This is a genomic window from Nitratireductor sp. XY-223 (genome assembly GCF_004959855.1).
Taxonomy (GTDB): Bacteria; Pseudomonadota; Alphaproteobacteria; order Rhizobiales; family Rhizobiaceae; genus Hoeflea_A.
Genome location: NZ_SPNT01000022.1, coordinates 20664 through 33397, shown reverse-complemented (window position 1 = coordinate 33397; position 12734 = coordinate 20664). Strand labels below are relative to the sequence as shown.

Below are 12734 nucleotides of genomic sequence, written 5' to 3'. Positions count from 1 at the left end.
GATGTGCTAATCGTCTTCATGGTGTTGCTTCCTTTCAGGTTCAATGCCCTGAGCTTAATGCTCAGGGGAAGCAACGCCACCCAATCCTCAGTTCTTTTTCAACAGAGAACGGGACATCCCCGGCGCCGACCCGGAAGGCATATTCCCGGCGATTTTAGGCCACGAGGGGGCCGGGGTCGTGGTCGAGGTGGGTGAGGGCGTGACCTCGCTTGAGGTCGGCGATCATGTCATTCCGCTCTACACGCCGGAGTGTCGCACGTGCGAGTACTGCCTCAATCCCAAAACCAACCTTTGTCAGTCGATCCGCGAAACGCAGGGCCGGGGACTGCTGCCGGATGGTACAACCCGTTTTTCGATGCTGAACGGTGCGCCGATCCACCACTACATGGGCTGTTCCACCTTTGCCAACCATACGGTGGTGCCGGAGATCGCGCTCGCCAAGATCCGCAAGGACGCACCCTTCGACAAGGTCTGCTATATCGGCTGTGGCGTGACCACCGGCATCGGCGCGGTGATCAACACGGCGAAGGCCGAACCCGGTTGCCGGGCGGTGGTCTTTGGTCTGGGCGGTATCGGCCTCAACGTCATTCAGGGTCTGCGCATGATCGGCGCGGAAATGATTGTCGGTGTTGACCTCAACGATTCAAAGAAAGAGTGGGGCGAGAAATTCGGCATGACCCATTTCGTCAATCCGGCGAAGGTGGAGGGCGATCTTGTCCCGCATCTTGTGGATCTGACAAAGGGCGGCGCGGATTACTCTTTCGAATGTATCGGCAACACCAGGGTCATGCGCGACGCACTCGAATGCTGTCACAAGGGCTGGGGTGAATCGATCATCATCGGTGTCGCCGGCGCCGGACAGGAGATTTCCACCCGCCCGTTCCAGCTGGTGACCGGCCGTTCCTGGCGCGGCACCGCGTTTGGCGGCGCCCGCGGACGCACGGATGTGCCGAGGATCGTCGACTGGTACATGCAGGGCAAGATCGAGATCGATCCGATGATCACCCACAAGCTGTCATTGGTGGACATCAATCACGGCTTTGACCTGATGCATGACGGCCAGTCGATTCGCGCCGTTATCGAGTTTTGAACGATCCGGTCGGAGTGGCCGGTGCCGGTCAGCCAACCCCGGGCTGAAGCTCCGGACGAAAAAGGCGTGTCGGCGAAATTGATCAAAGATCCATCATCGCCGTGAATCGCTCCCGGCGCATATCGCGCTGTTCGGCATGCTGCACCGGCTATCAGGGCGCGCTGTCCATCGAGAACGTCCGTCGGGACTTCATGATCACGCACGCAGGTTGGTGGCGATAAGCGAGGGATTGTGGCCCGGCGACCAGTCTCCAAGGCCGCGCCTCTATCCGAGGAGAATACGGTCGCCGGGCGCACTGATTGCCGCGATCGGCATGGAGGTCGCGGCAATCGGTAAAGCAAAGAGGACAGCTGCTAAGAAGAACTTCAATGCATCTGCTTCTCGTATGGCTTTGCAACAAAACCGAACTAAGAAGCGCGGCAATGCCGATGTCGGCGGCCGGTTCATATGCAATTCCACCGTAATGCCGCGCAGCGCACGTTTCTTGCAACGCGCCACAATAAAATCTAATATTACGTGCCTAATAGCGCAACTGCAAACATTTGGACTGCAGTCTCATAATTTATAGCACAATTGTATTAGAATTATACAGGTAAATACGTCGCCAGTTGCTGTCAAATGCTGCTGAACCAGTTGCTGAGTTGCGATGCCGCAAGCGACGAGTCGTTTCGAGCCGTCAGTTGCGGTCGGGTTCCGGGCGGACGGCGGTTTGTGATCGCGGCTCCGGGAGCGATGCCGAACCGCTGGCGAAAAAGCCGGTTGAAATATGCCGGATCGTTGAAACCGACACCGTTGGCTATCTCCTTGATGCGCCCATGGCTCGGCGTCGTCGAAACAAGCCGAGAGAACGCACGGTCGAGACGGCGCCTGTTTATGTATGTGGCGACACCGCCTTCATTTGCGAAGTCGCGATAGATCGATGGCCGTGACACCGCGAAAGAACGCAGCAGGTGATCGATGCCGAGTGCGGGATCCGACAGGTGCCGGTCCAGATACGAACGCATCGCCACGCGCCGTTCCGCGCGGGACCTTTTGACCTCGGTGCAGTCTTCGTTCCCCTGCGGTATCAAAATCCCGCGCACCAGGCCGCAAAATCCCTTCGCCAGTGCTGATGCCTCTTCCTGGCAAAGTTCCGGCAGCCGGCGCTGAATGGCAAAATACGTCTCTATGAGAAAGCGGCCAAGGGGTGAGCATCCGCTGAGCATGATGTGCGCCGGATGTCTTCCGGGATCATAGCCGATGGCCTCGTGAGGTATCTTCACGCCGGCGACGACAGAATCCTCGGCGACGGATTGGAACTGGCGCGAAAAGTCGTAGATGTGGACCTGTCCCGGTTCCATTTTCCAGTATTGGTCTGCCAATACGCCTGAAGAACCGCCGCTTCTGTAGATCTGAAGGGACAGGTAGTTGGCATCCTGCGCGTGTCGCGCGTGGTGCCTGAAGGACTGCGGGGAAAAAGCGACTTCCGTAAATATCAGGTTGTCCAGCAACCAGCCTTCCATGCGCTCCGTCCCGCTGACTTCGTCGCTCAGGGGATTGACGTCAAAGACGCAGCGAACGGCCTCGCGCCATGCGTCGAAACAATGTCTGCGACCCACGGTCGACGAATCCAGCTGAATGGATGGGATCGGATTCTGGTTTTCCATGTCGTTCTAAGTCGTTCTAAATCTAGAATTCGCCGGTGAGGGGGCGACATTCACTAACTGTGGTATCAACCAATAATCTCGCAATAAATGCACAGGAAATCTGCGGGCAAACAAACGCAATTGCAGAAAGTACCCCGATCCCGCGAACGCGGCAAGTCGACGGTCACTCGCTGGTATCGGGTTCCTGCAAGTCCGTCTTTTCGGTCAGCCATGCTTCCAGTGATGGCGAGACGATGCGGCCGGGTGCAGCCGGGTATCGCAGCAGCGTTGAAGCGCTACGTCGCCGCTCAGGCCAAGGTTTCCAGCACTTCCCTGAGCAGGACGGCCTTTTCCTCGCCTATGGTGCGCACGATCATGTCGTTCTGCGCTTCCACATGCTCCGTCACCTTCTGGCACACGTCCATGCCCAGATCCGTCAGCACAAGCTGAACCCGGCGATTGTCCTCCACGTCGAGCTGCCGCTGCACGAGCCCCTCGGCGACCATGCGGTCGACAAGCTTGGTGAGGGTCGGCGGGTTCATCAGGACAATGCCGGCGAGTTCGGTCATCGTGTAGCCTTCGCCGGTCTGCAGGGTCTGCAAGACCAGCCAGGTTTCGATCTGGACACCCATCTTCTTCAGCTCTCGATTGAGCTCGACACTGAGTTTCCGGTGCGCGGCAGCGAGCGAATAGGACAGATATGCGCTGACAGGTGAGGTCGATGGAGCCATGATCGAATTGTTCTCGATTGAACTTGTTTTGCGAAATTAGTTGACTTGGAAAGGAATTTCAATTCCCATAGAGCGGGAACACAAAGAAAGACGGTTGAAATGCGACTTGAACTGGGGGTCGCGGCACAAAAGACCGGACTGCCGCACACAGTCAACACGCTCGACGACGACCACGAGGACCTGCTGGACCAGCGCGCATACAAGGTGGCGCTGCTGATACCGCTGTGTGGATCGGCCGGGCTGTGGGCGCCGTCGTGCATCGCCAGCGCCCAGGTCGCCGTTCAGGAGCTCAACCGCCTGTCGGGCATCGCCGGGCGCCCGGTGCAGATGGTGATGATCGATTCCGCCATCGAATCCGAAACGCCGGTGGACGTTCTCGTTCATACGATGATCGAAAACGGATCGATCGATGCGATCGTCGGCATGCACATAAGCGCGGTGCGCCAGCGCCTGACGAAGGTCGTCCAGGGCCGCATCCCGTATGTCTATACGCCGCTCTACGAAGGCGGCGAGCACTCGAGCGGCGTTTTCGCGATCGGCGACACACCGCCCAAGCAGCTCGGCCCCGCGATGGAGCACCTTTACCGCAGGTTCAGGCTGAAGAAGTGGGCGTTGATCGGCAACGACTATGTCTGGCCGCGGACCTCGCACAACTACGCCAAGGGCAAGATCGCCTCGCTCGGCGCGGAGCTGGTCTTCGAGAAATACTTGCCGTTTTCCTGCGGCAATCTCGAGGACTATGTGGACCAGATCGGCCGGTCAGGCGCCGACGGCGTGCTGGTATCGCTGGTCGGGCAGGACGCCGTCGATTTCAACCGGATCTTCGGGGCGCTCGAGTTGCACAAGAGGATCGTCCGCCTGTCCTGCGCGATGGAGGAAAACGGTCTGCTGGCAAGCGGCGAGGAAAACCTGCAAAGGCTGTTTTCATCCGCCTCTTATTTCGCCGCGCTGAGCACCGCGGAGAACGCGAATTTCCGCGAAAAATACCACACGCTGCACAGGGACCGGGCACCCATGCTCAACGCGCTCGGCCAGTCGACCTATGAAGGATTCCAGTTTCTGTCGAGCCTGATGGAAGAGGCCGGCGGCACGTGGCGCGGTGCGCGCGAATCGTCTTCCTGCCCGGTCTCCTACAAGAGCGCCAGACAGTCGATTTACATCTCGAATTCGCGCAATACCGCACCGGTCTATCTGGCCCGCGCAAATGGTGTTGTTTTCGATGAGTTCGAAAAAATTCAATAATAACAACGACTAAAAAAATTACTTGAAAAGGAAATTAATTTCTGCGTAGCATTCTCCCGAAATTTCGGGGGAGTGGCCTGCGACCGTTTCACGGCCGTTCCCGGGACTGGGGAGTGCGCCGTGGCGTGGATAATCTCATTGCTGATTTTTGCGATTGCCGTCGCGGTCGTCATCTGGTTCTTGCACAGGTATTTCGCCAAGGCGACACGGGAGCTGTCGCTCGTCCGCACCGGTCTCGGCGGGCAAAAGACCGTCATCGACGGCGGCTGCCTCGCGCTGCCGATCCTGCACCAGATCCAGAAGGTCTCGATGGGCGCGATCACCGTCCGGCTGGACCGCTCGGGTCAGCATTCCCTGCTGACCGGCGACCGCTTGCGGGCCGACGCGGAAATGGAAATCGAGGTCCGCGTCCAGCCGACCCGGGACGGTGTCGCTCGCGCCGCCCAGGCGCTCGGATCGCGCATCGCGCGGGGCGGCGAAGCGGTCGAGGAACTGCTGCACGGCCAGCTGGCCGCGGCGATGCAGGATGCCGCGGCGGCCCGTTCGCTGGACGACATCCACCGCGAACGCGAGGCGTTCTCGGAGCAGGTGGCGCAGGTCGTCGAGCGCCGCATAGAGGCGCTCGGGCTGACGCTCGTCTCCGCCGTGCTGCTGCGGGTCGACCAGGGCAGTTTCGCGGGCCTTGACGAAAACAACGCGTTCAATTCCGAAGGCATGCGAAAGCTCGCCGGTCTGGTGGCGGACAACCGCAAGGAGCGGGTGCGGATCGAAACCGAAGCCGATATCGCCGTTCGCGAGAGCCAGCTGGCGCAGGCGCAGCGCCGCCTCGACATCGAGCGCGCCGAACGCGAGGCGGAGATCGCCCAGCGAGAGCACCTGTCGCGCCTGCAGGCCGAGGCCGAGGCCAAGTCGGCGGAGATCCGGACCGAAGCGGACCGCACGTCCGAGAAAGCCACGCTGGTCAAGCAACTGGAAATCGACGCGGTGAAGATCGCCAATGACGAGGAACTGCGCCGCAAGGAGATGGCGGCGATCCTGACACTGGAAGAAACCAAGATCGAAAACGCCATGCGGCTTGCGCAGAAGCGCGCCGACGAGGCCGAAGCCAAGGCTGCGGAGGAGGCGTCGCGATCGAAGGTGCTGCTGGCCGCCGAATCCGTCCAGACCGACAAGGAAACCGCCGTCGCCAAGCGCGAAAAGGCGATCGCGATGATGAAGGTCGACAGGGAGATTTCGGTCGAGGACGCCCGGTCCAAATCCGACAACGAAACCATGCTGGCCAAGGCGTCGGCCGATGCGAAGGCGGCCGAGATCGCCGCGAAGGCGGAAAAACTGCGCCTGGAATCCGAGGCCGACGGCCAGGCCGCGCTCATCGCCGCGGAGAATGGCCTGAGCGAGGCAATCATCTCGATGCGCCTCGAGGAACGGCGGCTGGACCGCATGCCCGACATCATGACCCAGATGATGAAGCCGGTCGAAAAGATCGATTCCATCAAGATCAATCAGATCGGCGGCGTCGCACAGGGCGGGTTCGCCGACGGCGAGGGCATCAACGGCGCGTTCGGCGCCGCCATGGACCAGATCCTCGGCATGGCGGTGCGGCTGCCGGCCATGAAGCAGATGGGCGAGGAAATCGGTATCGATTTCGACGCCAACCTGGCCGGCCGGACCGCCGACTACGCCAATCGCATCCGATCCAAATCCAACGAAAAGGGTGAAACGGGAGGTAAGAAATGACCATCAACAGACGCGCGTTCCTGTCCGCGTCGGCAGCGCTTGCCGGCACAATGGCCGTGCCGCGGCTCGGCGCCGCAGCCGACACCATCAAGCTCGGCTCCATCCTCGACACGTCCGGCATTTTCGACGCTTACGGAAAGCCCATGGACATGGCCATGCGGCTGGCCGTCAAGGAGATCAACGACGCCGGCGGCCTCAACGGTCAGCAGATCGAGATCGTCAGCTACGATACGCAGTCCGACATGGCGCTCTACACCCAGTTCGGTCAGCAGCTGGTGCGCAGGGACAAGGCGGATATCGTGCACGGCGGGATCCTGTCGGCGTCCCGCGAAGCCATCCGGCAGACCATGCGCAAGGCCAAGACGCTGTATTTCTACAACGTCCTCTACGAGGGCGGCGTCTGCGACCGCAACATCTTCATCAACGGCGTCACGCCGGCGCAGCAGGTCGAGGCGCTTGTGCCCTTTGCCATGGAAAGGGCGGGCGGCAACAAGGTCTATATCCTCGCCGCCGACTACAACTACGGCCAGATCACGGCCAACTGGATCCAGAAATATGTCGAGGAAAACGGCGGTGAAGTCGTCGCCGTCGATTTCTTCCCGCTGGACGTCGCCGATTTCGGCTCGACCATCGCGAAGATCCAGGGAGCTGCGCCCGATCTGGTGATCGCGCCCCTGGTTGGCGGCGCGCACCTGTCGTTCTTCCGCCAGTGGGCGGCTGCCGGCATGAAGGACAAGATACCGCTCGCCTCGACCACGATGGGCGTCGGCAACGAGCACAAGGTCCTGACCCCGGAAGAGGGCAACGGCATCATGGTTGCCTACAACTACAGCCAGGAGCTGGACACGCCCGCCAACAAGGCGTTCAAGGAAGCCTGGGCCGAGGCCTACGGCGACAGCAGCGCGATCCACGAAATCGCGGTATCCAACTACCAGGGTGTCAAGATGTGGGCCGAAGCGGTGAAAAAGGCCGGCAGCACCGACCGCGACGCCGTCATCGCGGCCCTCGAGACGGGATTGTCGATCGACGGCCCCGCCGGGACGGTCACCGTGGACCCGAAGACGCACCACGCCACCCTGGACGTGCATCTGATGGTTGTCGAGGACCAGGGCATGAACGTCGTCGAGACCCTGCCGCAACGCCCGCCGATCGATACGCAGGCGGTGTGCGATCTCGTCGCCAATCCCGACGACAACAAGCAGTACGAAATCAAGATCTGACGCTCCTCCCAAAGAGCGCGGGCGCCCCCGATTGCTGAGGGGGCGCCCATTCCCTCGGGGCATTGCATTCCCCGCGAACGTTCGGAATTGGCAAAGACATGGACCTGGCAGCCGTCATACTGGTGGAAATCGTCTACGCGATCGCGTCGCTGGTGCTCATCAGCGCCGGCCTCGCGATCGTTTTCGGCATGATGAAGGTCATCAATCTCGCGCACGGCGAGTTCATGATGCTCGGCGGGTACGTGACGATCACCGCCGTCAAGGCGGGCGTCAACATCTTCCTGGCGATGATCCTGATTGCGCCGCTCGTAGTCGGTGCGATCGGCCTGATCGTCGAGCGGCTGGTCATCCGCCACCTCTACGGCCGTCTGGTCGACACCATGCTGGCCACCTGGGGCCTGAGCCTGTTCTTTGTCGGCGGCGTGACCATGATATTCGGCAACACGACGACCGGCATCTCAACGCCGATCCCCGGCTTTCCGATCGGCGGATACCAGGTCAACGGTTATAATTTCTTCATCATCCTGGTCTCGATCATCCTGGTCATCGCCATGTATGCGGTGCTGAAGGGGACACGCATCGGTCTCATCGCGCGCGGCACCATGCAACGGGCCGACATGGCCGCGGCGCTGGGCTACAGTCCGGACCGCGTCTACATGGCGACCTTTTTCGTCGGCTCGGCGCTGTCGGGCCTGGCGGGCGCTGTCCTGGCGCCGCTCGTGGGTCTCGTGCCGTCCTCCGGCGGCGCGTATATCGCCAAGGCTTTCATCACCGTCATTGCCGGCGGACCGGCCCTGGTGGCCGGCCTGCTCAGCAGCGCCGGATTTTTCGGGCTCGTCAACCAGGCCTTTGCATTTGCCCTTTCGCCGGTCGTCGGCGAGGTGGCCCTGCTGATTTCGGCGGTCATTCTGCTGCGCGTGTTGCCGCAGGGCATCACGACGCGCTTTTTCAGGGGCAGGTTGTGATGCGGGGCAATCAGTGGCGTGAATATCTCTGGATCGTCGCCGTCGGCGTCGCGCTCATCGTCGCGCTGCCGTCCGCCATCGACACCTACACGCTGACCGTGCTGCTGGTCTACGCCATGCTCGGCCTCAGCCTCGGCCTCATCTGGGGGTTCGGCGGCATCCTGTGTTTCGGCCAGGCGGCGTTTTTCGGGCTCGGGGCCTATGCCTACGCCATTTCGGCGATCAATTTCGGCGAAAGCACGATACCCATGCTGATCGCCATCATTGTTCCGGCGGCGTTTGCGGCCATCCTCGGCGCGATGATGTTCTACGGCCGGCTGGCCGATGTCTATCTCGGCGTCATCACGCTGGTGGTCACGCTGATCTTCTACAGGTTCATGAATTCCACAGCCGGTCCCGAATACATGATCGGCTCGGCGCGGCTCGGCGGCTTCAACGGGATCCCCGGATTCCAGACGCTGAACGTTCCGGGCTACCCCGATTTCTACGTGTGGGGAGACAGCCTTTATTACGTGGTGGCGGTGGCCTTGCTCCTCGTCTTCCTGCTGGTCACCTGGCTGCTCGGCAGCAGCTTCGGCCGCATTGCCGTCGGTATTCGCGAGAGCGAGACCCGCATGTCGCTGATGGGCTACGACGTCAGGGCGAGGAAGACGGTCCTGTTTACCGTCGGCGCCGCGATCGCCGGTCTTTCAGGCGCCTTCTTCGCCAACTGGGCGGAGATTGTGACGCCCGGCCTGTTCAGCCTTCCGCAAAGCGCGGAAATCATCATCTGGTGCATTGTCGGCGGCCTTGGCACCCGCATCGGGCCGATGGTCGGCGCCGCCGGTCTTTCCTACCTCAAATTCCTTCTCGGCCAGCAATCCCTGGTGGACAACACGCTGATCACCGGGCTCATTCTCGTCCTGTTCGTGCTGTTCCTGCCGCGGGGGCTTGTTCCGGCCATTGTTTCCGTCGCGGGCCGGGTGCTGACGCGGCGAAACAGGCCGTCGCGCCGGCTTCGGGTGCGGAGAGCCGCCAATGGCTGAGACCGTGCTCGAGACCGAGAACCTGACCATGCGGTTCGGTGGCGTCGTCGCCGCCGACAATGTCAGCTTCCGGCTTGCCGCCCGCGAGCTGCGTTGCCTGATCGGGCCGAACGGTGCCGGCAAGAGCACCTTCTTCAAATGCATCACCGGTCTCCTGACGCCTTCGGACGGGCGCATATTCATGCGCCATGAAGAAACCACCGGATGGCATCCGCACGAAATCGCATCGCTTGGCGTCGGGGTGAAGACACAGGTGCCGAGCGTCATGGACGGTCTGACCGTGAGGGAGAACATCTGGCTGGCCGCGCGGCGGCGGCACCCGGTCGTCGAAGCGAACCGCAAGACCGCCGACATGATCGAAAGGCTGGAGCTGAACGCCATAGCGGCCGCGGATGTCGGCCGGCTGGCCCATGGAGAGCGTCAGCAGGTGGAGCTCGGCATCGTCGCCGTCGGCGATCCCTGGCTTGTCCTGCTCGACGAGCCGGCGGCTGGAATGTCCGCGGGCGACGTCGAGCGCATGGTCGCCATCATCCGTGAACTCAACCGCAGCGCCGCCGTCATCATCGTCGAGCACGACATGCAGTTCATCCGCTCCATCGCCTCCACGGTCACGGTGTTTCACCAGGGGTCCGTGCTGATGGAAGACCACGTCGACAAGGTTATGTCCGATGAGACCGTGCGCCGTGTCTATCTGGGCAAGAAGGGCTGACATGGCGGACGAAGCAAACACGGTTCTCGCCATCAAGGGCCTGTCGGGCGGCTACGGCAGGGTTCCCGTGCTGCACGGCATCGAGCTTGCGGTCGGCGAGAACCAGGTGGTCGGCATCCTCGGCCACAACGGCATGGGCAAATCGACACTGCTCAAGACGCTGATGGGTTTCCTGAAGCCGACCGGCGGTTCCGTGCATTTTCGCGGCGAGGACATTACCGGCTGGCCCCCGAACAGGCGGGTGGAACTCGGCATCGGCTACGTTCCGCAGGGCCGCGGCATCTTTCCGCAGCTCACGGTCCGGGACAATATGCGTTTTGCCTACCACGATCACGGGCAGGGCGGCGAGGACGAGACGTTCGACGCGGTGCTGGATCATTTCCCGAGGCTGGTGCGCCTCCTGGACCGCGAGGGCGGCACGCTCTCCGGCGGCGAGCAGCAACTGCTCGCGCTGGCCAGGTGCCTGATGGCCGATCCCGAATTCCTGCTGCTGGACGAGCCCACCGAAGGCATCCAGCCCTCGATCATCGAGGAGATGTCGGAAACCCTCGACGACCTGCGAAAGAAGCGCGGGCTGTCGGTCCTGCTGGTCGAGCAGAACTTTGATTTCATCGCCGACCTGTCGGATCGCGTCGTCGTGCTCGAGCGCGGGCGCCTGACCGGCGAACTCTCGAAACAGGACCTGACCGACCGCGCCAAGGTGGACCGTTTCCTGGGCTTCGGCGCAGCCCGTTCAACGCGGCGCGGCGCGGCGGACGGCCCGCCGGGAACGCCATTAAAACCCTCGGCATCCAGCAGTTCCAATGCGACCGCGACACGGTCGGCCCCGGCAAACGACCGGTCCGACCGGACAATTCCATCGGTGACGAACATGACCATAAAACGCCCAAGCCTTTCCCAGATGCACGAGATGGCGCAGCGCTTCGGAATGCACTTGTCGGACCAGGAGATCGAGGAATACCGCGAGATCATGGAGCCCTACATCCAGTGCTATGACCGTATCGACGCGGCGCCCGACTATCTTCCCGAGGTGCGTTATCCGAGGGCGCCCGGCTATCGGCCGTCACCGTCCGAAAACCCGCTCAACGCCTGGTTCTACAAGACCGATATCAAGGGTGCGCCGGACGGCCCTCTGCGCGGCAAGCGCATCGCGCTGAAGGACACGGTCTGTGTCGCCGGCGTGCCGATGATGAACGGCAGTTCGATCATGGAAGGTTATGTCCCGGAGATCGACGCGACCATCGTGACGCGCATTCTCGACGCCGGCGGCATCGTGGCGGGAAAGGCGCATTGCGAGAACCTCTGCATATCCGGCGGATCGCACACCAATGCGACCGGGCCGGTGCACAACCCCTGGAAGCACGGATACATGGCCGGCGGATCTTCCAGCGGTTCGGCTGCCCTGGTGGCCGCCGGCGAAGTGGACATGGCGATCGCCGGCGATCAGGGCGGATCCGTGCGCATCCCTTCGTCGAGCTGCGGCGTCTACGGCATGAAGCCGACCCACGGTCTTGTGCCCTATACCGGGGTCATGCCGGTCGAGCAGACCATCGATCACGTGGGGCCGGTCACCGGCAATGTCGCCGACAATGCGCTGTTCCTCGAGGTGCTGGCCGGCGAGGACGGACTCGACCCCCGGCAGAGGGCGCCGAAGGTCTACCGCTACACGGAGGCCCTGAACCGGGGCTGTTCGGGCCTGCGCATCGGGGTCCTAAAGGAGGGCTTCGGCCGGCCGGAAAGCGAAGCCGATGTGGACGGCAAGGTCGAGGCGGCGCTGGACCGGTTCCGCGAGCTCGGTGCCCGCGTGGAGGAGGTTTCCGTCGAGGAGCACTATTTCGCCGCGGACCTGTGGACGGCGATCACGGTCGAGGGATTGCAGGATCACATGATGCACGGCAATTGCGGCGGCACGAACTACCGCGGCCTGTTTCTGCCCTCCATGATCGACCAGGCGGCCGGCTGGAGGCATCGCGCCGATGAGCTCTCCCATTCGCTGAAAGTCTGCATGTTTCTCGGAGAATATTTTCAGAACCAGTACCGGGGGCGCTACTACGGCAAGGCGCAGAACCTGATGCGCAAGGTGCATGAAAAGTACCTGGAGGCGTTTGCCAGGCACGATCTCCTGGTGATGCCGACCCTGCCGATGAAACCGCAGAAGATACCGCCGGCGGACTGTTCCATCAGCCTCTACGTGCAGCGTGCCTTTGAAATGATCGGCAATACCGCGCCCTTCAATGGCGGACTGCCGGCCATGACCGTGCCGTGCGGTCTCAGCGAGGGACTGCCGATCGGCATGATGCTCGTGGGACCGCACTACGGCGAGATGACGATCTACCAGGCCGCGCATGCATTCGAGCAAAGCGTCGACTGGCGAACGCTGTGAGGAGGAA

Annotated in this window: 9 protein-coding genes and 1 pseudogene; 8 read left to right on the top strand and 2 right to left on the bottom strand. The window is 62.1% G+C overall.

Going from position 1 to position 12734, the window contains the following annotated elements; genetic code table 11:
* Positions 1–121 precede the first annotated feature (121 nt).
* Positions 122–1090: pseudogene (locus E4M07_RS27485) on the top strand (zinc-binding dehydrogenase); the annotation flags it as partial.
* Between the two features lie 614 nt (positions 1091–1704).
* On the opposite strand, the gene E4M07_RS27480 reads toward E4M07_RS27485, so the two are convergent.
* Together E4M07_RS27480 and E4M07_RS27475 are read right to left on the bottom strand one after the other, a co-directional pair.
* Complete coding sequence (locus tag E4M07_RS27480) at positions 1705–2688, bottom strand: AraC family transcriptional regulator (protein ID WP_169054438.1); 984 nt, start codon at positions 2686–2688, stop codon at positions 1705–1707.
* A gap of 335 nt (positions 2689–3023) precedes the next feature.
* On the bottom strand, positions 3024–3446 hold the full coding sequence (locus E4M07_RS27475) for a MarR family transcriptional regulator (RefSeq protein ID WP_136661617.1): 423 nt from the start codon (positions 3444–3446) through the stop codon (positions 3024–3026).
* 99 nt (positions 3447–3545) lie between these two features.
* Here E4M07_RS27475 and E4M07_RS27470 point away from each other — a divergent pair, with 99 nt between their 5' ends.
* The 7 genes from E4M07_RS27470 (at position 3546) to E4M07_RS29760 (ending at position 12727) form a co-directional block, all read left to right on the top strand.
* The gene (locus E4M07_RS27470; RefSeq protein WP_136661616.1) at positions 3546–4688 is read left to right on the top strand and encodes a substrate-binding domain-containing protein; all 1143 of its coding nucleotides are present in this window, start codon (positions 3546–3548) and stop codon (positions 4686–4688) included.
* A gap of 120 nt (positions 4689–4808) precedes the next feature.
* A complete protein-coding gene (locus E4M07_RS27465; RefSeq protein WP_136661615.1) occupies positions 4809–6425 on the top strand; it encodes a flotillin domain-containing protein in 1617 nt (538 codons plus the stop codon).
* Positions 6422–7645 carry an ABC transporter substrate-binding protein gene (locus E4M07_RS27460; protein ID WP_136661614.1) on the top strand — a complete coding sequence of 408 codons (1224 nt, stop codon included), beginning with the start codon at positions 6422–6424 and terminating at the stop codon, positions 7643–7645. Before E4M07_RS27465 ends, E4M07_RS27460 begins: the two co-directional genes overlap by 4 nt.
* Before the next feature lie 98 nt (positions 7646–7743).
* Entirely contained in the window at positions 7744–8610 is an 867-nt protein-coding gene (locus E4M07_RS27455) for a branched-chain amino acid ABC transporter permease (protein WP_136661613.1), read from the top strand.
* Positions 8610–9635, top strand: coding sequence for a branched-chain amino acid ABC transporter permease (locus E4M07_RS27450; RefSeq protein WP_136661612.1), 1026 nt, complete (start codon positions 8610–8612; stop codon positions 9633–9635). Before E4M07_RS27455 ends, E4M07_RS27450 begins: the two co-directional genes overlap by 1 nt.
* Positions 9628–10344 (top strand): ATP-binding cassette domain-containing protein, encoded by a 717-nt coding sequence (locus E4M07_RS27445; protein ID WP_136661611.1) that lies wholly within the window; start codon positions 9628–9630, stop codon positions 10342–10344. Before E4M07_RS27450 ends, E4M07_RS27445 begins: the two co-directional genes overlap by 8 nt.
* 1 nt (position 10345) lies before the next feature.
* Positions 10346–12727, top strand: coding sequence for an amidase (locus E4M07_RS29760; RefSeq protein WP_136661610.1), 2382 nt, complete (start codon positions 10346–10348; stop codon positions 12725–12727).
* Positions 12728–12734 lie beyond the last annotated feature (7 nt).

Excerpts from the sequence above, each read along its gene's own strand:
- E4M07_RS27475 (WP_136661617.1), bottom strand. The coding sequence starts at position 3,446 with ATGGCTCCATCGACCTCACCTGTCAGCGCATATCTGTCCTATTCGCTC.
- E4M07_RS27470 (WP_136661616.1), top strand. The coding sequence starts at position 3,546 with ATGCGACTTGAACTGGGGGTCGCGGCACAAAAGACCGGACTGCCGCAC.
- E4M07_RS27460 (WP_136661614.1), top strand. The coding sequence starts at position 6,422 with ATGACCATCAACAGACGCGCGTTCCTGTCCGCGTCGGCAGCGCTTGCC.
- E4M07_RS27455 (WP_136661613.1), top strand. The coding sequence starts at position 7,744 with ATGGACCTGGCAGCCGTCATACTGGTGGAAATCGTCTACGCGATCGCG.
- E4M07_RS27450 (WP_136661612.1), top strand. The coding sequence starts at position 8,610 with ATGCGGGGCAATCAGTGGCGTGAATATCTCTGGATCGTCGCCGTCGGC.
- E4M07_RS27445 (WP_136661611.1), top strand. The coding sequence starts at position 9,628 with ATGGCTGAGACCGTGCTCGAGACCGAGAACCTGACCATGCGGTTCGGT.
- E4M07_RS29760 (WP_136661610.1), top strand. The coding sequence starts at position 10,346 with ATGGCGGACGAAGCAAACACGGTTCTCGCCATCAAGGGCCTGTCGGGC.